Annotated in this window: 19 protein-coding genes and 1 pseudogene; 12 read left to right on the top strand and 8 right to left on the bottom strand. The window is 67.7% G+C overall.

Annotated features, from left to right (window positions below; all coding sequences use genetic code 11):
* The first annotated feature begins 184 nt into the window (after window positions 1-184).
* A complete protein-coding gene (locus ACY34H_RS11215; protein WP_464977572.1) occupies window positions 185-442 on the top strand; it encodes a hypothetical protein in 258 nt (85 codons plus the stop codon).
* On the opposite strand, the gene ACY34H_RS11210 is transcribed toward ACY34H_RS11215, so the two are convergent.
* The 4 genes from ACY34H_RS11210 to ACY34H_RS11195 are packed head-to-tail and all read right to left on the bottom strand — an operon-like array spanning window position 439 to window position 6,626.
* Window positions 439-1,257 (bottom strand): rhamnogalacturonan acetylesterase, encoded by an 819-nt coding sequence (locus ACY34H_RS11210; protein WP_464977571.1) that lies wholly within the window; start codon window positions 1,255-1,257, stop codon window positions 439-441. The two genes, ACY34H_RS11215 and ACY34H_RS11210, sit on opposite strands and share 4 nt — an antisense overlap.
* A 2-nt stretch (window positions 1,258-1,259) precedes the next feature.
* The gene (locus ACY34H_RS11205; RefSeq protein ID WP_464977570.1) at window positions 1,260-3,092 is read right to left on the bottom strand and encodes a glycoside hydrolase family 28 protein; all 1,833 of its coding nucleotides are present in this window, start codon (window positions 3,090-3,092) and stop codon (window positions 1,260-1,262) included.
* A 12-nt stretch (window positions 3,093-3,104) separates the two neighbouring features.
* The gene (locus tag ACY34H_RS11200) at window positions 3,105-5,225 is read right to left on the bottom strand and encodes a hypothetical protein (protein WP_464977569.1); all 2,121 of its coding nucleotides are present in this window, start codon (window positions 5,223-5,225) and stop codon (window positions 3,105-3,107) included.
* A 6-nt stretch (window positions 5,226-5,231) separates the two neighbouring features.
* The gene (locus ACY34H_RS11195; RefSeq protein ID WP_464977568.1) at window positions 5,232-6,626 is read right to left on the bottom strand and encodes a glycoside hydrolase family 28 protein; all 1,395 of its coding nucleotides are present in this window, start codon (window positions 6,624-6,626) and stop codon (window positions 5,232-5,234) included.
* Window positions 6,627-6,885: 259 nt separating this feature from the next.
* Here ACY34H_RS11195 and ACY34H_RS11190 point away from each other — a divergent pair, with 259 nt between their 5' ends.
* Both ACY34H_RS11190 and ACY34H_RS11185 read left to right on the top strand, forming a co-directional pair.
* Window positions 6,886-7,800, top strand: a complete 915-nt coding sequence (locus ACY34H_RS11190; RefSeq protein WP_464977567.1) for a GntR family transcriptional regulator — start codon at window positions 6,886-6,888, stop codon at window positions 7,798-7,800.
* Window positions 7,801-7,933: 133 nt separating this feature from the next.
* The gene (locus tag ACY34H_RS11185) at window positions 7,934-10,162 is read left to right on the top strand and encodes an alpha-galactosidase (protein ID WP_464977566.1); all 2,229 of its coding nucleotides are present in this window, start codon (window positions 7,934-7,936) and stop codon (window positions 10,160-10,162) included.
* A gap of 13 nt (window positions 10,163-10,175) precedes the next feature.
* Here ACY34H_RS11185 and ACY34H_RS11180 read toward each other — a convergent pair.
* Window positions 10,176-10,316: pseudogene (locus tag ACY34H_RS11180) on the bottom strand (glutathione transferase); the annotation flags it as partial.
* A gap of 91 nt (window positions 10,317-10,407) precedes the next feature.
* On the opposite strand from ACY34H_RS11180, the gene ACY34H_RS11175 reads away from it, so the two are divergent.
* Together ACY34H_RS11175 and ACY34H_RS11170 are read left to right on the top strand one after the other, a co-directional pair.
* Window positions 10,408-11,490 carry a PKD domain-containing protein gene (locus ACY34H_RS11175; protein ID WP_464977565.1) on the top strand — a complete coding sequence of 361 codons (1,083 nt, stop codon included), beginning with the start codon at window positions 10,408-10,410 and terminating at the stop codon, window positions 11,488-11,490.
* A 245-nt stretch (window positions 11,491-11,735) separates the two neighbouring features.
* Window positions 11,736-12,149: a hypothetical protein gene (locus tag ACY34H_RS11170; RefSeq protein WP_464977564.1), complete on the top strand. Its 414-nt coding sequence runs from the start codon at window positions 11,736-11,738 to the stop codon at window positions 12,147-12,149.
* Window positions 12,150-12,172: 23 nt separating this feature from the next.
* Here ACY34H_RS11170 and ACY34H_RS11165 read toward each other — a convergent pair whose 3' ends face one another.
* The 3 genes from ACY34H_RS11165 to ACY34H_RS11155 form a co-directional block, all read right to left on the bottom strand.
* Window positions 12,173-12,652, bottom strand: coding sequence for a VOC family protein (locus tag ACY34H_RS11165; RefSeq protein WP_464977563.1), 480 nt, complete (start codon window positions 12,650-12,652; stop codon window positions 12,173-12,175).
* 92 nt (window positions 12,653-12,744) lie between these two features.
* Window positions 12,745-13,143 (bottom strand): GFA family protein, encoded by a 399-nt coding sequence (locus ACY34H_RS11160; protein ID WP_464977562.1) that lies wholly within the window; start codon window positions 13,141-13,143, stop codon window positions 12,745-12,747.
* A 15-nt stretch (window positions 13,144-13,158) separates the two neighbouring features.
* A complete protein-coding gene (locus ACY34H_RS11155; protein ID WP_464977561.1) occupies window positions 13,159-13,572 on the bottom strand; it encodes a hypothetical protein in 414 nt (137 codons plus the stop codon).
* Window positions 13,573-13,873: 301 nt separating this feature from the next.
* On the opposite strand from ACY34H_RS11155, the gene ACY34H_RS11150 reads away from it, so the two are divergent.
* The 7 genes from ACY34H_RS11150 to mnhG are packed head-to-tail and all read left to right on the top strand — an operon-like array spanning window position 13,874 to window position 20,920.
* Window positions 13,874-14,755, top strand: coding sequence for a universal stress protein (locus tag ACY34H_RS11150; protein WP_464977560.1), 882 nt, complete (start codon window positions 13,874-13,876; stop codon window positions 14,753-14,755).
* Window positions 14,756-14,800: 45 nt separating this feature from the next.
* A complete protein-coding gene (locus ACY34H_RS11145) occupies window positions 14,801-17,725 on the top strand; it encodes a monovalent cation/H+ antiporter subunit A (RefSeq protein ID WP_464977559.1) in 2,925 nt (974 codons plus the stop codon).
* The gene (locus tag ACY34H_RS11140; protein ID WP_464977558.1) at window positions 17,725-18,081 is read left to right on the top strand and encodes a Na+/H+ antiporter subunit C; all 357 of its coding nucleotides are present in this window, start codon (window positions 17,725-17,727) and stop codon (window positions 18,079-18,081) included. The genes ACY34H_RS11145 and ACY34H_RS11140 overlap by 1 nt, the downstream gene beginning before the upstream one ends.
* Window positions 18,078-19,748 (top strand): monovalent cation/H+ antiporter subunit D, encoded by a 1,671-nt coding sequence (locus ACY34H_RS11135; RefSeq protein ID WP_464977557.1) that lies wholly within the window; start codon window positions 18,078-18,080, stop codon window positions 19,746-19,748. The genes ACY34H_RS11140 and ACY34H_RS11135 overlap by 4 nt, the downstream gene beginning before the upstream one ends.
* Window positions 19,745-20,263, top strand: coding sequence for a Na+/H+ antiporter subunit E (locus tag ACY34H_RS11130; RefSeq protein WP_464977556.1), 519 nt, complete (start codon window positions 19,745-19,747; stop codon window positions 20,261-20,263). The genes ACY34H_RS11135 and ACY34H_RS11130 overlap by 4 nt, the downstream gene beginning before the upstream one ends.
* A complete protein-coding gene (locus tag ACY34H_RS11125; protein ID WP_464977555.1) occupies window positions 20,247-20,525 on the top strand; it encodes a K+/H+ antiporter subunit F in 279 nt (92 codons plus the stop codon). Before ACY34H_RS11130 ends, ACY34H_RS11125 begins: the two co-directional genes overlap by 17 nt.
* Window positions 20,522-20,920 carry a monovalent cation/H(+) antiporter subunit G gene (gene mnhG, locus ACY34H_RS11120; protein ID WP_464977554.1) on the top strand — a complete coding sequence of 133 codons (399 nt, stop codon included), beginning with the start codon at window positions 20,522-20,524 and terminating at the stop codon, window positions 20,918-20,920. The genes ACY34H_RS11125 and mnhG overlap by 4 nt, the downstream gene beginning before the upstream one ends.
* Window positions 20,921-21,017: the final 97 nt, after the last annotated feature.

Raw genomic sequence — 21,017 nt, 5'->3', positions numbered from 1 at the left:
CTGAGAGTACCTTAGCACATGCAAGCCGGCGCCGCCGTGGCCACGTACGGCAATCGTCCGCGCCCGGCGCCGCGATGGATCCGGTCATGATGGCCGGTGATTTCTCGCTAGCGCACGAGGCCAGCCTGGATAGTGCCGCTATCGACCGGAAGAGGCTACAGTGGCCGCATAGAAGGAGATGATGATGAAAGCAAAAACTGACCCGGCGGTTCCCTCGGTTCCATCGGTTCCAGCGGTGCCGGCGAAGCCGCATGCGGCACTGCCGGGCCGGCTGGCCGACGTGCTCGACGCCAGCTTTGCCGACGAGTCGGCCGATGTGGATTGCCTCGGCCGTCTGCAGGCCGATGCCGAGCGCTCGGCGCAGGTGGTCGACGACGGCATGAACGCCACCGAGGCCAGCGAAGAGCGGCACGCGGCGGCGGAAGCGAATGCGATGCGTTAGGGAAGCGGTTCCTGGTCCGGCAGGTAGGCGGCGATGGCGGGCACTGCCCGCTTCAGTTGCTGGCCCACCATCGCGCCGAACAGCGCCGCGCCTTTCGGTCCCAGGTGCGTCCAGTCGAACTTGCTCTTGACCTTCTTCCCGTCCGGGGAGGGCGGTGGCGCGGGCTCCTCGGCCAGCGTATCCGCCTCGGCCTGGCCCATCGCCTGCACGGCTGCCGCGCTGTCGGTATTCAGGTCGAGCACCGCGACGTTTTCCGCCGCGGCGGCCTTGCGCGTGGCCGCGGCCCACGGTGCCAGCGTGTCGCGCAGGTAGGCGCCCCTGAACGTGCGCCGCGTCAGCGGCGTCACCAGCACCGGCACGCCGCCCAGCGCCCGTACGTCGGCGGCGTAACGTGCCATGTTGGCCGGGAACTCGCCGACCAGGTCCGTCGCATGGCGCTTGCCCGGCTGGTCGTTATGGCCGAACTGCACCAGCACGTACTGGGCGGCGAATTTTCCACCATCGTTGCCGCCATCGCTGCCACCGCTCCCACCGCTGCTACCGCTGTTGCCACCGCCCCTGCCTCCATCCTGCAGCAGTTCCAGCACCTTGTCCCAGCGGCCCTCCGCGCGAAAACTCTTCGAGCTGCGCCCGTTCGCGCCCAGGTTCACGCAGGTGACTTCGGGCGTGAAGCGGGCGCACAGCGCGTCGCCATAGCCGTTCTTGCTGGCCACGGTGGAATCGCCGACCAGGATCACGCGGATCGGCGGCAGCGGCGCGGCCGCGGCGCCGGCCACGATCGCCAGCGCCGCCAGCGCAAATGCGGTGCGCAGCATCGTCACCCCGCCAGCTTGCGATTGACGACCTGGCCGCCGATCGTCACGTTCTTCAGCACGACATCCCTGGCGTTATGCAGGTACACCGGTTCCTTGCCGTTGCGCGGCGTACCGAAGTCGCAGTCGCTGATCGTCACGTTCGACACCGGCACGATGGGCGTGCCGGCCGGGCCGTTGAAGCTCGATGCTACCGGACCGAGGATCAGCACCGCCTGCCAGCACGAGAACGAACCGTCCGCCATCTTCGCGTTGCCGGCACGCAGCCTGGAGATGTGGATGTCCGACACCTGCGGCGGCCGGGTCCGCACGCCATCGTCGCCGGCGGCGTAGTTGCAGTCGATCGTGATGATGGCGCCGCTGCCCGTCGCCAGCCCCCTGAAGGCGTTGTTCGCATCCGGCGGCGCGGCCTTGCGGGCGCGCGCATCGACGCCGTTCGGCACGGTGACGTCGCGCACGTACAGGTGGCGCAGGAAGCCGCCGCGGTTCATGTTGGTTTTCAGGCGGATCGCACTGCGCAGCGGGTCGGTGGCCCAGTGCGCGTTGCGGAACTCGATGCGCTGCGCGTACACGTGCTCGATGCCGCCGGCCATCTCGCTGCCCAGCGTGACGCCGCCATGGCCGCTGTTCATCACGCAATCCTGGATCACCACGTTGCGCGTGGGGCCCAGCTGCGTATCGCGGTTCTTGCCCGACTTGATCGCGATGCAGTCGTCGCCCGTGTTGAAGGTGCTGTGCTCGACCAGCACGGTGTCGCAGGATTCCGGATCGAAGCCGTCGTTGTTCGGCCCGGTGCTTTCCATGTTCACCTTGCTGAAGCGCACGTTGCGGCAGTTCACCGGGTGGTGCAGCCAGAAAGGCGAGGCGATGACGTGATAGCCCTCCAGCAGCACATCCGAGCAGCCGATCAGTTCGATCATGCACGGGCGCAGGTAGTGGCCGATACCGAAGATGCGCTTCGCGACCGGCACGCCGGCCTCGGACAGCGCTGGCAGGTAGCGCGTGTCGCCGTTCCAGCGCGGGTGCGTGCCCTGGATCAGCGCGCGCTGTCCGGCCGGCAGGTCCGGCGCCACCGTCTCCAGCGGCAGGTTCAGCGGATTGACGCTGCCGGCATTGACTTTTCCTTCCTTGCGGTCGATCCAGTCCCACCACGGGCCGTCGCCGGCATCGACGTGCACGCCGGCCTGGCCATTGAGCACGCTGGTCCAGTCTTCGCCCGTCAGCGCGATATTGGACTGGTTGAAGGCGTACACCAGCGGACAGTAATTGAGTACGTCGTTGCCCTGCCAGCGCGACAGCACCAGCTTGCCGGCCTTGCCGCAATCGATGTCGCCGTACCGTGCATAGTCGGCCGGGTCGGCGCTGAAGTAGACCTGCGCATTGGCGGCCAGGTGCACGTGCACGTTCGAACGCAGCACGATCGGGCCCTTGCAGTACCAGCTGCCGGCCGGGATCAGTACGCGGCCACCGCCGGCCTTTGCGGCGGCGGCGATGGCGGCGGCGATGGCCGGGTAGCAGTCGGTCGCGCCCGGGGCGGGTGCCTTCACGTCCAGGATCTCGGTGCGCCAGACGGATTTCGCCGGTACCAGCGCGCAGCTCTTCGCGCCGAACGCGGTGATCGGGAAGTCTTCGTTGCGGAAGGCGAGGGGGCGCGAGCAGCGCTCGACGATGCCCTGTGCGCGCTGCCATGGATCGGCTGCAGCCGCCGCGCTGGCAGCAGCGGTGGCTGAAGCGGCCAGCGGCATGGCGCCTGTGGCCAGCAGCGCGCCAGCCGCGGAGGTGCCGCGCAGGAGGCGGCGGCGCGTGGTGTTCGGTGGATTGCTGCGAAATTCTGTCATCGGATCATCCAGTCAAGGCAGTTTGTTGAACCCTTCGGCTTTCACGACCCAGCTGCCGTCGGTCGGGAAGCCCGGCGTGGTGCGCGTCGCGCCATCCCAGCCGCCGGCCATCAGCGCCACCGCCGCCAGCAGCGAGCCGTTGCCGGGCAGGTAGACCGGCAGCCGCTTGTTCGGGTTGTGGCCGGCCTTCGTGTAGCCGTTGTTCGGCCCGTCCGACTTGAGCAGCACGCCCACCGCCAGTTCGGGCGCGTCGAGCCGGGCGGCCGTCATCGCGATCATCGGGTAATCCCAGCCCCAGATCTTGGTCTGCCAGTCCCAGCTGGCCAGTACCGCGTCGAGCGTGTTGCGCATGACCTTGTGGTCCACCCCATCGCCCGGCAACTGGCCCAGCGCCATCAGGAACGACGGGTGGTCGTGGCGGCTGTCGACATTGTCCCAGGTGTCCGGCGTGGATTCGATCGCCACGTACTTGCCGTCCTTCTGCGGCAGCTTCGACAGCTTCGTGCGGCGCTGCTCCCAGCCCGCGTCGCGGGGCATGCCGAGCCGTTCGCGCCACTGCTGGGCGATCTCCAGCCCGCGCGCCCAGTAGCTCAGCTCATAGGTCGGGTTCATGCTGGTGGCCTGGTCGTAGATCTCCTGCGCGATCCACATCGGCGGGCCGAGCACGTAGCGCTGGCCCTTGTCGTCCCAGTTGAGCATCGAGGCCATGCCGTCGGCCGTGTCGAACACCAGTTCGCGGTAGCGTTCCAGCGTTTCCTTCGTCGGGTTGGCGCGGTACAGCAGTTCGGCCAGGTGGATCGGGTGCGGCTGGTTCCAGATGATCAGCGGATTGCCGCCCGGGCTTTCGCGGCCGCCCGGTCCCGTCATCTTCATCCAGCGCGCGCCTTTCAGGCCGCGTTCCGCCGCCACGGCGCGGGCTACCGGCAAGGTGCGCTGGAACCACGTCAGCGTGCGCGCCGTGTATTCGGGCCGGCCCCACAGCGCGAAGTGCGCCGTGTGCCACCACACCATTTCCGTGTGGTGCTTGCCGTACCAGGTCGACGTCGTCAAGCCGCTTTCCGACGCCGGCATCTCGTCGCCCAGCTGGATCGCGGTGAGGTACTGCGACAGCACGACGCGCCGTTCCAGCTCGGCCGCGCGCGGATCGGTGCTGCCCTTGAAGTCGATGGCGGCGCCGCTGCGCCAGAAGCGGTCCCAGTGCGCGCTGCCGGCGGCGAACACGGTCGCCACATCCTGCGCCGGGGCGGTGCCGTCCCTGGCGAACGACACCGTCAGCTCCAGCGTCTCGCCCGATTGCGGGGCGATCTCGAACACGTGGGCAGACGGCTGCGTGATCGTCAGCGGCGCGCCGCTGGCCACCGTCATCGCATAGCGGGCAGCATCGCGCGTGTGCTCCACCACCAGCTTGCGGCCGCTGCGTTCCAGCACCTTCGACGTGTGCCCGTCCGGCTGCGACCAGTCGAGCGGTGGATTGTGATGGCCGCCCGGCTTGTAGCCGTAGGGCAGGGCGATGCGCACGGCCACGCGTTTATTGGCCAGCAGCGGCGAGCGGATGCGCAGCGCCAGCGTGTCGCTGTCCGGGCTGACGGCGCTGCTGACGCTGACCGGCTGGCCCAGCAACCGCACGCGGCTGTCCAGCCGGCCCTGCCACATGTCCAGCCGCTGGTCGACGTTCGTCACGTCGGCGGGGGCGAGGGCCCGCGCACCGGTGCCGGTCATGACAAAGCCGATCTGCGGCAGCGGGTGGATGTGCGGGTTCTCGCGCAGCCACTGGCCGGCCGGGGTCTTCGTGTTCATCGGGTAGCCCACGGTGCGGCCCCAGGCCGTGTACTCGCGGTTCACGTCGGACAATTTATAGCCGTTCGGATTGGCGTGCTCGTGCCACGACCAGCGAGCGCCCGTTTCGGTCGGCGTACCCTGGCTGTGGTAATGGTCGGGCAGCGTCTGCAGCCCGGTCACGTCGGCCGTGAAGGCAAACCGGCCGTTGCCCACGCTGAGCGGCGACATCGGATCGATGGCCGCCAGGTGCGGGTTGTGCCGCGCGACGACGGCCTGGCGGTCGATCGGCGCCGCGTGCGCGCCCGCCACGGCGGCCATGGCAGTCAGGCAGGCAAGGTAGTAGCGTTTCGTCATGCCGGTTCAACCTTCCTTTTTGACTGGATCGCGCACCACGAAGGTGCCCGCCGGCAGCCCGCTGACGCGGCTGTCCTTGCCCACTTCCACCGGCGCTTCGGCGGGCAGGGTCAGCTTCGTGCCGGTGAAGCGCCAGTCGCGCGCTTCGCGGATGTAGCCGCCGCTCTTCGCCTCGATGTCGATGCCGTCGAACACGAAGCGCTGCAGCGGCGCCTCGGCGATGCCGGCCACCTCGAACGCGCTCTTCGCGCCGGTGGCCTTGATGTTCCAGATCTTCACGTCGCGAAAGTGCGCCAGCCCCTTGTCCTTCGGCACCGGCGTGGCCATCACCTTCCAGTGCGGCGGCACGTTCTTCTCGCCAGGAGGAATGGCGGCGTAGCTGTAGTTCGGATTCCAGTTCATGTTGATGCGCATGACGATCGGCGTGCCCTTCATCGTGATGTCGTGCAGGCGCAGGTTCTCGCCGAAGCCGCCGCGCGTGTGGGCGGACTTGAACAGGATGCCGACCGGCGTGTTTTCGTCGAACGTCATGTTGTAGGCTTCGATGTTGCGGAAGCCGCCCGAGGTCTCGCTGCCGAACGTGATGCCGCCCTTCGAGGCGCGCACGATCACGTCGCGGATCACCACGTCCTCGGTCGGACGGTTGACGCGCAGGCCGTCGGCGTCGCGGCCGGCCTTCAGCACCACCGCGTCGTCGTTGACGGAGATGTCGGCATTCGCTACCAGCACCTTGCGCGACGAGTCGATGTCGATGCCGTCGGTCGACGGGCCCTTGCCGTCCTCGTTGTTGCGGATGGTCACGCCATCGACCGTCACGTCGGACGAGTAGCACACGTGCACCGTCCAGAAACCGGCGCGGCGCATCAGCAGCCCGCCGCCCACTCTCACGTCGGACGAATCGAATACCTGCACCAGGCGCGGCCGGCGCGCGTCGTAGTCCGAGGCCCAGCGCAGCCCGCGCGGCTGGTAATCCTTGCGCAGCGCCCAGTAGTAATCCCAGAACGGCTTGCCGTCGCCGTCGATGGTGCCTTCGCCGACGATGGCGGCCTTCTTCTGCCGGTAGATGTTGACCAGCGCCGCCGGCCATGTCATCTCGATGCCGGCGATCCGGGTCGGCATCATCGGGTAGTCGTCGATATTGCGGGAACCAAGCAGCGTTACGCCCTTGTCCAGCTTCAGCGTGACGCCGGTCTTCACGAAGACGGAGCCGGTGAGATAGGTTCCGGCCGGGAAGACCACCGTACCGGCTTCCTTCGCGGCCGCGTCGATGGTCTTCTGGATAGCGGCGGTGTTCATCGTCACGCCGTCGCCCTTGCCACCGTAGTCGCGCACGTTGAAGTCGGCCGCGAAGCCGCTGGCCGCGGCGAAGAAGAGGGAGGCGGCGAGAATGGTGAGTCGCATGGAGGTTCCTTGCTGTCCGTTTAGTAAAGTGGCGCCCTGCAGCGTAGTTCTTAATAAATAACGGACCTCAGTGTAGCGATGTTTTCCTGGTGCATGCTCGCAGCGCGTGCACTTGCTCACGAACGTGACCAATTCGCCTGAATGGAATGACGATCGCGCCCGCTCCGCTTTCCGGAAACATCGCAATTGAAACGTGTCTGAAAACGTTATCGCGCGCAAATACCGGGCTATAATTTATTGAATACCTTATCGAGACCACATGGCCCGTCCACCCCTCGTCTTCAAGCGCAGCACGAACGTGCTGCTCCAGCACATCGCCGACCACGTGGCGATCGGCGCACCGCTGCCGACCGAGCAGCACATGGCCGAACTGGTCGAGGGCAGCCGCACCGCGGTGCGCAGCGTGCTCGCGCACCTGCATGCACAGGGCCTGATCGGCGACCTGAAGGAGCGGCGCCTGTTGCGCAAGCCGAAGCGCAAGGATTATTTCGATATCGCCGAACTGCAGCCCGGCTCGGACCGCATCCGCGAAGTGCTGATGGAGCGCATCTACCGGCGCGACATGCCGCCCGGCGCGGAGTTTTCGGAAGCCGAGCTGGCACGCGCTTCCGGCACCGGCACGATCAGCGTGCGCGAATTCCTGATCGAGTTTTCCCGTTCCGGCCTGATCGAGAAGAAGCCGCGCGGCGGCTGGCGCCTGTGCGCGTTCGACCGCTCGTTCGCGATGGAACTGGCCGACGTGCGGCAGATGTTCGAGTTTGCCGCGATCGACCAGTTCGCGCAACTGGCGCCGGGCGATCCGGCCTTCGCGCAGCTGGACGACCTGGTCGTCCGGCACGAGCAGCTCGGTTCCGTGATGCCGGCCCGGCACAAGGATTTCCCCGCCCTCGACCGCGACTTCCACACCTTCCTCATCGGCCTGCTGCATAACCGTTTCGCCAAGAGCCTGTACGACGTGGTGTCGCTGGTGTTCCACTACCACTACCAGTGGGACAAGGACGAGGAACTGGCCCGCAACCAGTATGCGGTGCACGAGCACCTCGATATCCTGCAGGCGCTGGCGCGGCGCGACTTCTCGGGGGCGCGCGAGGCGATGCGTATCCACCTGAATTCCTCGCGCACCACGCTGCTGCAGGGCATACGGGCCAGGGAACAGAAGGCGCAGCCGGGCTAGGCGCGGCTAAAGTCGAGCTGGTATCAAAACAACACCGGGGAAACGGGACAGTCCCCCTGGGAGGGCGGTACGGCGATCCGGCAGTCCCCCGGTTTTTTACAACAGTTTTTAACGACAACGAGACAAGCCATCCATGACCGACATCGACCTGCGCCGCCGTACCCTCTGCATGCAACTTCTCGGCGGCATCGCCGGCGTCGCCCTCGGCGGCACCGCCTGGGCCCGGCCCTCGGTCGACGAAGCCGGCAAGGTGTTCCGGCTCGATGGCGCCGGCGTGACGTACGCCTTCGGTGTCAATCCCGATGGGCAGTTGCAGTCGCTGTACTGGGGCAGTGCGCTGGCGCCGGACGACAGGCTGGCGGCGCCGGTGCCGGTGCCGGAGAACTCCTCCAACGAAATGCCCGCGGTGCTCACGCCGTTCGAGTTCCCGGGCTTCGGCGGCGGGCTGACCGTGGAGCCGGCGCTGAAGGTGACGTTCCCCGACGGCGTGCGCGACCTGGTGCTGCGCTATGTCGACCACAAGGTGGATGGCGAGCGCCTGGTGATCCGGCTGAAGGACGTCGGCCGCGCGGTGCACGTCACGCTGACCTATGCGATGGATGCCGCGACCGGCATCCTGGCCCGCTCGGCGGTGGTGGAGAACCGCACGCCGGGCTGGATCCAGGTCGACCAGATGGCCGCGGCCAGCATCTGCCTGCCGTACGGCGACGACTACCGCATGTCCTACCTCACCGGACGCTGGGCAGGCGAATTCGCGTTGCAGGTGCGCCCGATCGTGCCTGGCTCGATCGTGATCGAGAGCCGCAAGGGCGTCACCTCGCACCAGGCCAATCCCTGGATCGCGATCAGCCGCGGCGCGACGGAAGAGGAATCCGGCCCCGTGTGGTTCGGCGCGCTGGGCTGGAGCGGCTCCTGGCGCATCCACGTCGACATGGATGCGCTGGGCGGCATCCGCACTACCGCGGGCTACAACCCTTTCGATTTCGCCTACCGTCTGAAACCGGGCGAAAGCCTGGCGTCGCCGGTCTACCATGCCGGTTTTTCCGATCAGGGCTTCGGCGGCGCATCGCGCGTGTTCCACCGTTACCAGCGCGAGAGAATCCTTCCGATCCCGCCCGGCGCATCGGCACCGCGCGTACGGCCAGTGCTCTACAACTCGTGGGAAGCCACGCTGTTCGCCGTCGACGAGGCGGGGCAGACGGCGCTGGCGGAAAAGGCGGCCAGCATCGGCGTGGAGCGCTTCGTGATGGACGATGGCTGGTTCGGCGCGCGCAGCAGCGACAAGGCGGGCCTGGGCGACTGGGTCGTCAACAGGAAGAAATTCCCCAATGGGCTGGCACCCCTCATCAAGCGCGTCAACGCGCTGGGCATGGAGTTCGGCCTGTGGGTGGAGCCGGAAATGGTCAATCCGGACAGCGACCTGTACCGCGCCCATCCGGATTGGGTGATCCACTTCCCGGGCCGGCCACGCTCGGAGGCGCGCACCCAGCTGGTGCTGAACCTGGCCCGCAAGGACGTCTACGACCACCTGCTGAAGATGCTGGACCGCCTGCTCGCCGACCACGATATCGCCTTCCTCAAGTGGGACCACAACCGCGCATGGTCGGAGCCCGGCTGGCCGGAAGTGGCGGCGGCCGACCAGCAGCGCCTGTACGTGGCCTACGTCGACAATCTGTATAAGCTGCTGGCCGAACTGCGCCGGCGCCATCCGAAGGTGGAGATCGAATCCTGCGCCAGCGGCGGCGGCCGCGTCGACCTGGGCATCATGGCGCTGACCGAGCAGGTGTGGACGTCCGATAACACCGACCCGTTCGACCGCCTGCTGATACAGGATGGCTTTACTCGCGCCTACACGCCGGCGATCATGATGGCCTGGGTGACCGATGCGCCGAACTTCGTCAACCGGCGCGTCACGTCGCTGGAATACCGCTTCCTGTCGGCCATGCAGGGCGGCCTGGGCATCGGCGCCAACCTGAATCACTGGAAGGACGCCGATTTCGCGACGGCGAAGCGACTGGTTGCGGAGTACAAGACTGTCCGCAAGACGGTCCAGCAGGGCAATCTGTACCGCCTCGTGTCGCCGCAGGGCGGTTCGAACCGCTCGGCCACGCTTTCCGTGGCGCAGGACGGCAGCCAGGCCGTGCTCTTCGCGTTCCTGCATTCGAGCGGCCTGCGCGAGGCCCAGCCGCGCATCCAGCTGCGCGGGCTCGATCCGAAGAAAGTGTATGCGTTGCGGGCGATCGCCGGCAGCGCGGCGCCGCACACGCCGCAGCGGGCCAGCGGCGCCTACTGGATGGGGCACGGCCTGCGCGTGGCGCTGCAGGGCGATTTCCAGGCGGCGGCGTTCGTGCTGGAGGCTTAGGACGCCTGCGCGCTCAGTCGAACAGCGTCAACTCGTCATAAGGCCTGGCGCGCAGCGATGCCAACCGCGATTCGAGGCTGCCGGCGTGGATCTCCAGCTTGTGGCCATCGGGATCGAGGAAGTACAACGAATCGCCTTCGCTCCCGTTTGCGCGTGATTCTCAATCGATTGATCGGCCGGCGGCAATCATGCCGGCTGTGAGCTGATAAAGTTCACGCAGTCCCAACGATGCTTCCCGCCTTCGCATGATAACAATCGCCGCCAGATCATTCGCCTTCGGCGTGTTCGCCGCCATCGCCTGCACCGCCGCCACTGCCCAGGACGACCGCGGCTACAAGGTGTATCAGTTCCCCGCCAACAAAATCCCCGTCATCGACGGCAAGGCCGACGACTGGCGCGATTTCCCCGATGCGTACGTCGTCGGCACCGGCGAGTTGCGCGACGATTCGGGCAAGGGCCGCAAGATCGATCCGAAAAGCCTCGACATCAAGGTCCGCGTGGCGTGGGTGGCGGGCCTGAACCGCCTGTACTTTCTCTACGAGGCCTGGGACGACCATTGGGACTTCGCCGATCCCGGCCTGCACAACGACACGTTCGAGATCGTCGTCGATGGCGATCTCTCGGGCGGGCCGCTGATCGACACCCTGCACCCGAACCAGTCGCTGCCCTGGCCGCAGCGCTATTTCGCGTATCACGGCGTGCATGCGCAGAACTATCACATCTTCACGCCGGCGGACGGCAAGGACTGGACGCTGCTGTGGGGGCCGCAGGCGTGGCTGAAGAAACTGCCGTACTCGAACATCGCGTATTCATACGATTTCAAGCCGGGCCAGCCCGGCAGGCTGACCGCCGAATTCTGGATCACGCCATTCGACTACGCCGGGGCGGACCCGGCCCGCGCCGTAGAATCGCAACTAACCGAAAACCGGAAGGTCGGGCTGACCTGGGCCGTGATCGACTATGACGGTGCCGATGAAGGCGCGCAGAAGGCGTTCTGGAATCTGTCGGAGCATCGCAAGATGTATGGCAACTCCAGCCTGGGCACCGTGTTCACGCTGATGCCCCTCGATGCAAGGTACCGCAAGCCGTTCGAGGCCCGCTGGTCGTTCGCCGTGACCGACATGGCGCGGCGCAGCGTGAGCTTCCGGGACGAGAGCGCGGGCCCTGTCACGCGGTGGCACTGGGATTTCGGCGATGGCGCCACGTCCGGCGAACAGCATCCGGTGCACCGCTACCGGGAGGCCGGCAAATATCTGGTGGTGCTGACGGTGGAGGGGCCGCAGGGGACCTCGAGGATGGCGAAGCTGTGGGACGTGGCGGTGGAGTGACATCGTGCGGGCACGCCCCGGAACGCTGCGGAACTTCCCGCTGCAGAGCTGGTCCAAGCATGGCATGTACGAGCCAACCTTCCCTGAAAGGACACACCGTGGATAGCGCCAATTACAGTGCCAGCGACAGTGCCAGCGACAGTGCCAGCGACAGTGCCACGCATTCGCCCGCCGCAGATCAACCCGAAGTCACGCCCCCGGCCAAGCCCGGAACCATGCACGGATTCAGGCTCCGGCCCAGGCCCATGTTCAAGCCCCGGCGAATTCCCAAGACCAGGCTGGCCTTCCAGCGCAAGTTGCGCGACTGCGGCGAAGCGGAACACCAGATGTGCAAGGCCATCGCCGCCCTCGGCACGCTGGCCGGCGTCGACGTCGGCATGGGGAGCGGCCCGGCGGATATGGACAAGCTGCTGGTCCTGGCCGCGCACCAGTGCAACTTCGACGATGCCGAATTCATGGATGGCCCATGCTGCTTCGACTTCGTGCGACATGTCGTCGACGCCGATATCCTCAAGCTGCAGGCCGATGCGGTGGCGCACGGGCTGGCCAGCTACATCCGCCGGCACGGCGACGACGCTTCGATCGCTGCCGCCGGCAGGCAGCTTGCCCTGATCGACGGCGCTTTCTCATGGTTGAGGAAATCGGTGGCGGGCAGGTGAGGCCGCGCGCCGCGCGGCGCGCGTCAGCCGCGCCGCGCGGCTTCGATCGTGGCGATATCGATCTTGCGCATTTCCATCATCGCCTGGAAGGCGCGCTGCGCCGCTGCCCGATCCGGATCGGTGAACGCCGCGATCAGCGCGCGCGGCGTGATCTGCCACGACAGTCCCCATTTATCCTTGCACCATCCGCACTGGCTCTCTTGGCCGCCGTTGCCGACAACCGCGTTCCACAGGCGGTCGGTTTCTTCCTGGTCGTCGGTGGCGATCTGGAAGGAGAATGCTTCGCTGTGCCTGAATTCCGGCCCGCCGTTGAGGCCGATGCAGGGGATGCCGGCCACCGTGAATTCGACGGTCAGCACGTCGCCTTCCTTGCCGGCAGGGTAGTCGCCCGGTGCCCGGTGCACCGCGCCCACCGCGCTGTCCGGGAAGGTCGCCGCATAGAACTGCGCGGCTTCCAGTGCCGTACCGTCGAACCAGAGACAGATGGTATTCTTTGCAACCATGGCGTTCCTCCAATTGTTTGGTGAGCGCCCAGCTTAGACCACGGCGGTTGCCGGGTCCACATCAATCGGGGCCAGGCGGTGGGAGAACGGCCTTAAAGGTGGTGTATTTCCAGGGGCGGCGTGTCCCAGTTGTCGTTCCTGCCGTCGAGGTAGGTGATGGGAGCATTGGCCAGCTCGTCGGCGGTCGCGTCGTCCAGGCACACGACATTCACGGCAACGAACTCGCCCCATCGCGGCGAACGGCCGTTGACGAAGGGCCGCACGCCGCAATGCCGGCAAAACAGGTGCTGGTCGCGCTTCGAAAGGAAGCGATATTCGGTGAGTTCCTCCGCGCCGGCGAGCAGCCTGAAGGAAGACGGTTGCACGATGGCCGGCCAGAAGCGCACCTTCGCGCAGATCGAACAGTTGCAGCGCAGCGTGCCCTGGGCCAGGTCGATGTCGGCCTCGAACCGGACCACGCCGCAATGGCAGCTGCCGTGGTAGGTCTTCATTGCCGGCACCGGTGCTTACCCTGCAGCCGGCGTTGCCGCGGCGCTTTTCTTCGCGAAGTGGTGCCTGAGCGGATCGGTGAACATCAGGTAGATGATGCAGGCGCACAGTGCGATTTCGACGATCGTCAGGTACCGCGCAGGTCCGGCAAGCGTGCTCCAGTCGGTGATCGGCGGGAGCCAGGCGATCATGCATACTGTGTAGAAGATGCGCGCCCAGTTACGGCCTTTCAGCAGCAGGAGGTTGATCCAGGCGGCGAATACGAACAGCAGCGCGGCGAATGCGACCACGATTTCCCACATCGGCGATTCCAGGCCGGAGACTTCCGGCGATGCCAGGACGTCGACGATGCTCAGCGCGAAGACTGCCCAGATCAAGAAGCGGAAGCGTGCGAAACTCGTCTCGAAGCGGGTCATATCGGTGTTCGTCATCTTGCGTCGTGATGGGCAGTGGAAATGCGGGGCAAAGGCGCCCGACCGCGCCGCACGCGTGTGCAAGGGGCGCGGTCAGGATTTCAGAGCATAGCAAATTGCATATATGCAAAATGCACACTTTGTCACGGCATGCGAATATTCCCCATCATGACGGCCTCGATGACCGTAAGCGACAAGACCCGTGCGCATACGGACGGGTCAGTGCCCGCACGGGCCGGCCCGCGGCCTAACGCGTGGTCATCGATCGCCAGGAACCGTTACAGTGTCGACTGTTACCTGTTGAGCGACCGGGAGTGACGTGAACGATATAACCGACATAACCGACAACCTCCAGCCGCGGCGCCTGCTGCTCGCCACGGACCTGACCGCGCGCTGCGACCGCGCGCTGGACCGCGCCAGGCAGCTGGCGCTCGAATGGCACGCCGAGCTCACCGTGCTGGTGGTGCAGCAGGGCCCCAGCACGCCCGAGGAAGTGTCGGCGTGGCTCGATGGCGGCAGTACCGGCCACGCGTTCGCGCCGGCCGCGCGCGCCGAACTGGCCGAGGAATTCGCCGGTACGGGCCTGGCACCGGCCCTGCAGGTGCTGGAAGGCGACGTGACCGACGGCATCCTCGACGCCGCGGCCACGTTCGCCGATGCGCTCGTCGTCATCGGCGCCTCGACGAACGCGCGCGTGCAGCAGCTCATCCTGGGGTCGACCGCGGCGCGCCTGGCGCAGGAGCTCGAACATCCGCTGCTGGTAGTGCGGCAGCGCAGCCGCGGCAGCTATGGCCGCATCCTGGTGGCGAACGATTTTTCGGAGGCTTCGCGCCGGGCGCTCGACACCGCCCTCAGGCTGTTTCCCGACCGCCCGGTCACGCTGCTGCACGTGCTGGAAGAGGGCGCGGAAGACCCCGCCGGCGCGCTGCGCGAAGCGGAAGCAGCATGCGAGCGCTTCCTGGAGGGCTGCGCGCTGGAGGGCGGGGTGCGGCAGCGCATCCGCGCGGTGGTGGGCCGCGGCCTGGTCACCGAAGCCATCGCCCGCCATGTCATCGAGGAGGCGGTAGGGCTGGTGGTGCTCGGCGTGCACCGGCAATCGGCCGTGGCGCGGGTGTTCATGGGCAGCACCAGCGAAGACCTGATGCAGCAGCTGCCATGCGATACGCTGCTGGTGCGCGCGCCGGAAGGCGGCGATGGCTGACCGTCCGGCGCCAGCGGGCAAACGCCGCCTACCCGGGAGCTGACGATGCTCCTGCTGCTGCTCCTGCTGCCGTTCGCCGCGGCCCTGGTCACCGCCTGCATGCCGGGCGGCTCGCGCGACCGCCCCGCCGCGGTGGCGGGTATCGCCAGCCTGGCCGCGCTGGTGCTTGCCGCCAGCCAGTTCGGCGCCATCGCCGACGGCGCCGTGCCGACGATGCGTTTCGCCTGGCTGCCCGCGTTCGGGCTCGAGATCGTCCTGCGCATGGATGGCCTGGCCTGGGTGTTCACCGTGCTGGTGCTGGGCATCGGCCTGCTGGTGCTGCTGTATGCGCGCTATTACCTGTCGCGGCGCGACCCGGCACACCGTTTCTATGCCTGCGTGATGGCCTTCATGGGCGCGATGCTGGGCGTGGTCCTGTCCGGCAACCTGATCCAGCTGGTGGTGTTCTGGGAACTGACGAGCGCCACCTCGTTCCTGCTGATCGGCTACTGGCAGGAGCGCAACGATGCGCGGCGCGGCGCGCGCATGGCCTTCACGGTCACCACCCTCGGCGGCCTGTGCCTGCTGGCCGGCGTACTGCTGCTCGGCCATATCGCCGGCAGCTATGACCTGGAAAAGGTATTGGCGGCGGGCGACACGATCCGCGCGCACGGGTGGTATGTGCCGGCGCTGGTGCTGGTCGCACTGGGCGCGCTGACGAAGAGCGCGCAGTTCCCCTTCCATTTCTGGCTGCCGCACGCCATGGCGGCACCGACGCCAGTGTCGAGCTACCTGCACTCGGCCACAATGGTCAAGGCCGGGATCTTCCTGCTGATCCGGCTGTGGCCCGCGCTGGCCGGAACCGAGGAGTGGATGTGGATCCTCGGCACCGCCGGCGTGTGCACGCTGCTGCTGGGTTCGTACTTTGCCATCTTCCAGTGGGACATGAAGGGCCTGCTGGCCTATTCCACCATCAGCCACCTCGGCCTGATCACCGTGCTGCTCAGCATCGGCACGCCGCTGTCGGTGGTTGCCGCCATCTTCCACACGATGAACCATGCGGTGTTCAAGGCCTCGCTGTTCATGGCGGTGGGCATTGTCGACCATGAAACCGGCACGCGCGACATGCGCCTGCTGCGCGGCCTGCGGCGGGCGATGCCGCATACCGCCGCGCTGGCGGTGGTGGCCAGCGCCGCCATGGCCGGGGTGCCGCTGATGAACGGCTTCCTGTCCAAGGAGATGTTCTTTGCCGAGACGATGATCGTGGGCGGCAGCGACAATTGGTGGATGTCATATGCCGCCGTGTTGATGGGATTGTTCAGCGTGGTGTATTCGCTGCGCTTCATCAGCGTGTTCTTCGGGCCGCTGGCGCACGGCCTGCCGTCCGAGCCGCACGAGCCGGCGCGCTGGATGCGCGCGCCGATCGAACTGCTGGTGCTGCTGTGCATCGCCGTCGGGGTGATGCCGGAGCGGGTGGTCGGCGACATCCTCGCGGTGGCGGCGCGCTCGGTGCTGGGGCCCACGGTGCCCGAATATGATCTCGCCATCTGGCATGGCGTCAACCTGCCGCTGCTGATGAGCTTTGTGGCATTGGGCGGCGGCGTGGCGGTCTACCTGCTGCTGCGCAAGCGCTTCGGGCTGGCCGAGCGTGACAGGGTGCCCGTGCTGCACCGCCTGAAGGGCGCGCAGTTCTATGAGAACGTGATGCTGGGGCTGTCGCAGGGCGCGGCGCGGCTGGTGGCCCTGGCCGGTACGCGCCGCCTGCAGCCCCAGTTGCGCGTGCTGATGGCTGCCTTCGTGGCCGCGCCGCTGCTGCTGGCCTGGCCCATCGATGACCTGCCGCTGCCTGCGCTCGGCACGGCCGATCCGCTGCTGGCACTGCTCTGGCTGATCGGTGCCGGCTGCGCGCTGGCCGCCGCCTGGCAGGCCAAGTATCACCGGCTGGCGGCGCTGGCGCTGGTGGGCGGCACCGGGATGGTGACCAGCGTGACGTTCCTGTGGCTGTCGGCGCCCGACCTGGCGCTGACCCAGCTGATGGTGGAGACCGTGACCACGGTGCTGATCCTGCTGGGCCTGCGCTGGCTGCCGCCGCGCCACCAGCCCGCGCACCTGACTGGCCGGGCCCCGCCGAAAACGCAGTTGCGGCGTGCGCGCGATGCCGCCATCGCGGTGGCCGGCGGCCTGGCGCTGGCCGCGGCCAGCTATGCGGTGCTGACCCGGCCGGGCGTGCCGAGCATCCGCGATTTCTTCGTGCTGCGCGCCTTGCCCGAGGGCGGCGGCGCCAATGTCGTCAACGTGCTGCTGGTCGATTTCCGCGGCTTCGACACGATGGGCGAGATCACCGTGCTGTCCGCGGTGGCGCTCACCGTGTATGCGCTGCTGCGCCGTTTCCGCCCGGCGCCGGAAAGCATCGCCATCCCGATGCAGCAGGCCAGCGACGTCGATCCGGCGATCGCCCAGCGGCCCGCGCAGCAGGCGCGCGACGGCTACCTGATGGTGCAGGCGGTCTACCTGCGGTTCCTGCTGCCGGTGATGGGCGTGATCGCCGTGTATTTCTTCATGCGCGGCCACAACCTGCCGGGCGGCGGCTTCGTGGCCGGCCTGATCTTCGCCACCACGCTGATCGTGCAATACATGGTGGCCGGCACCGACTGGGTGGAATCGAAGCTGCGGCTGCGGCCGCACCGCTGGATCGGCTGGGGCCTGGTGTGCGCCTGCGGTACCGGCATGGGCGCCTGGCTGTTCGGCTTCCCGTTCCTCACCAGCCATACCGCGCACGTGACGCTGCCGCTGCTGGGCGAGCTGCATGTACCATCGGCCTTCATGTTCGACCTGGGCGTGTTCCTCGTGGTGGTCGGCACCACGATGCTGATCCTGGTTGCGCTGGCCCACCAGTCGCTGCGCAGCCGACGCCCGCAGCCGGGGGTGGTGCGCAGCGCCGATATTGCCGCCGCGCCGGCCGCCATCCCGCCACCCAAGGAGATCCAGTAATGGAAACCGTACTCGCCCTCGGCATCGGCATCGTCTTCGGCGCGGGCATCTGGCTGGTGCTGCGGCCGCGCACCTTCCAGGTGCTGATCGGCCTGATGCTGATGTCATACGCCGTCAACCTGTTCATCTTCGCGATGGGGCGCCTGGCCGTCGACCGGCCGCCGCTGACGCCGGCCGGCAGCGCCGCCAGCGCGCTGCCCGATCCCGCGGCGCTGGCCGACCCGGTGCCGCAGGCGCTGGTGCTGACGGCGATCGTGATCGGCTTCGCCACCACGGCGCTGTACCTGGTGGTGATGATCGGCGCACGTGGCCTGGCCGGCACAGACCATGTCGACGGCGAGGAGCCTGGCGAATGAACCTGGCATGGACCCAGCACCTTGTCGTGTTGCCGATCGTGCTGCCGCTGCTGTGCGGCGCGGCGCTGGCACCGCTCACCCAGGGCTGGCACCGGCTGAAGTTCGCCGTCGCCTACGGCTGCGTGCTGGCGCTGCTGGCCAATGCGCTGGCACTGGCGGCGCTGGCCGACGGGAGCTGGCCAGGTGGCGGCTGGCCCGATGGCATCGGCGTCTACCTGGCCGCCAACTGGGCGGCGCCGTTCGGCATCTCGCTGGTGGCGGACCGGCTGTCCGCCGGCATGCTGGTGCTGACCGCGGTGCTGTCGCTGGCCGCGCTGCATTACGCGCAGCCGCGCTGGAGCCGCATCGGCGTGCATTTCCATTCGCTGTTCCAGTTCCTGCTGATGGGCATCAACGGTGCCTTCCTGACGCACGACCTGTTCAACCTGTTCGTGTTCTTCGAAGTGATGCTGGCCGCATCGTACGGGCTGGTGCTGCACGGGTACAACGTCGACCGGCTGCGCGCCAGCCTGCAGTACATCGCCGTCAACCTGGTCGCCGCGCTGTTCTTCCTGGTCGGCACGGCGCTGGTCTATGCCACGACCGGCACGCTGAACATGGCCGACATGGCCGGGCGCATCGCCGCGCTGCCGCCTGGGGAAGTCGGCCTGCTGCAGGCCGGCGCGGCGGTGCTGGCGCTGGCCTTCCTCGTCAAGGCGGCCATGTGGCCGATGGGCTTCTGGCTGCCTACCACGTATGCGGCGGCATCGCCGCCGGTGGCCGTGATGCTGGCGCTGATGACCAAGATCGGCGCCTACGTGATCCTGCGCATCTGGCTGCTCGCGTTCGGCGACGGCGCCGGCGCGGCGGCACGCTTCGGCTACGACGCGCTGCTGTGGGGCGGCATGGCGACGATCGTGTTCGGCGCGGCCGGCATGCTGGCCACCGACACGGCCGGGCGGCTGGCCGGGTATGCGGCGATCGTGTCGTCCGGCACGCTGCTGGCCGTGGTCGGCTACGGCCAGCCGTCGCTGGTCGCGGCCGGGATGTTCTACTTCATCGCGTCCACCATCGCCATCGCCGCCTTCGTGCTGCTGATCGAACTGGTCGACCGCATCCGCACGCCGGGCGCGGCCATGCTGGCACTGACGGCCGAAGCCTTCGCCGTCGAGGATACGCCCGCCGAGCCGAAGGGCAGGGGCGTGCCCGCGGCGATGGCCTTCCTGTCGCTGGCGTTCGCCGCCTGCGCGCTGACCATCGCCGGGCTGCCGCCACTGTCCGGCTTCGTCGCCAAGTTCGGCATGTTCCATGCGCTGATCAATCCCGGCGCGGCGGCGCCGGCGATCGGCGTTTCCGGCTGGACGCTGATGGCGCTGGTGTTCGTTTCCGGCCTGGCCGCCATCGTGTCGCTGATGCGCTTCGGCGTTCGCACGTTCTGGGCCACCGAAACGGCCGGGCCGCCCACTCTTCATGCGGCGGAGGTGGCGCCGGTGGCGGGCCTGCTGCTGGTATCGGTGCTGCTCACGGTGCAGGCGCAGCCCGTGTTCGATTACCTGGCGCGCGCCAGCGACGGCATCCACCAGCCCAGGCTGTACATCGACCGCGTACTGGGCACGCCGCCGGTACCTTCGCCGTCGGTTGCCCCGGCGCCTCCGCGTGCTCCCTCGCCTGCGACGGAGGGGCCATGAAGCGCTGGCTGCCGTATCCGGTCGTGTCGCTGGCGCTGTGGGCGCTGTGGCTGCTGCTCAACCAGGCGCTCGACCCGGCCAATGTGCTGTTCGGCGCGGTGCTCGGCATCACGGTGCCGCTGCTGACGCGGCGGCTGCTGCCGCTGGGCTACCCGCGGCTGCGCAAGCCGCTGGTGTTCGCGCAACTGATCGCGATGGCGACGGTGGAAATCGTCCGCTCGTGCTTCGGCGTGTGCCGCGTCATCCTGTTCAAGGACTACGCCAGCGTGAACTCGCAGTTCATCCGCGTGCCGCTGACGATGCGCGATCCCTACGGGCTGGCGATGCTGTCCTGCCTGATCAACATGACACCCGGCACCGTGTGGGTGGAAATCCTGCCGGAGCGGTACGAGCTGGCGCTGCACGTGTTCGACCTGAACGACGAGGCGTGGTGGGTCGACACGATCAGGACCCGCTACGAGCAGCCGCTGATGCTGATCTTTGAAACGGAGAAAGACGATGGAAACCCTGCTTGAACTGTCGATTGCCTATGCGGTGGTGTGCGTGCTGGTGGCGATGGGCTTGTGCGCCATCCGGCTGCTGATCGGCCCGGCCGCGCACGACCGTGTGCTGGCGCTCGACACGCTGTGGATGTGCGGCATGCTGCTGGCGATCGTGCTGGGCATCCGCTTCGGCACGCAGGTGTATTTCGAGGTGGCCATCCTGGTCGCGCTGGTGGGCTTCGTGTCGACCGTCGCGATGGCCAAGTTCCTGATGCGCGGGGAGATCATCGAATGAACGGCATCGAATACCTGCCCGGCTGGGCCGCGTTGCCGGTGGCGCTGCTGCTGGTGCTGGGCGCCACCATCATCCTGATCGGCGCGCTGGGCCTGCTGCGGCTGCGCACCTTCTACCAGCGCATGCACGGCCCGGCCATCACGGTCACGCTGGGCGCGGGCTGCCTGCTGCTGGCGTCGATGCTGTATTTCACGGTAGCGCAGTCGCGGCTGGTGATCCACGAGATCATCATCTCCGTGTTCATCCTGATGACGGCGCCCGTGGTGGCCATGACGGTCATGCGCGCCGCGGTCTACCGCGACCTGCGCGCGCGCAAGCGCGACTCGGGCGTGACGGCGGGGCAGGTGTACACCCTTCCCGACGGTGACACGGAAGGCCCGCCGGAGCCCCGCTAGCGCCCCCTGCCGCGCTGCCGCGGCGATGAGGCGTGGGCCCGGGTGCGGTGCGCTGGCGAGGCAACGTCCTACGCCAGCGCAGGCGTTCGGCGCTGCC

The sequence above is a fragment of the Pseudoduganella sp. jia 9 genome, from assembly GCF_055502615.1.
Note: the sequence above shows the minus strand (reverse complement) of the source record. Positions and strands in the feature narration are given on the sequence as shown.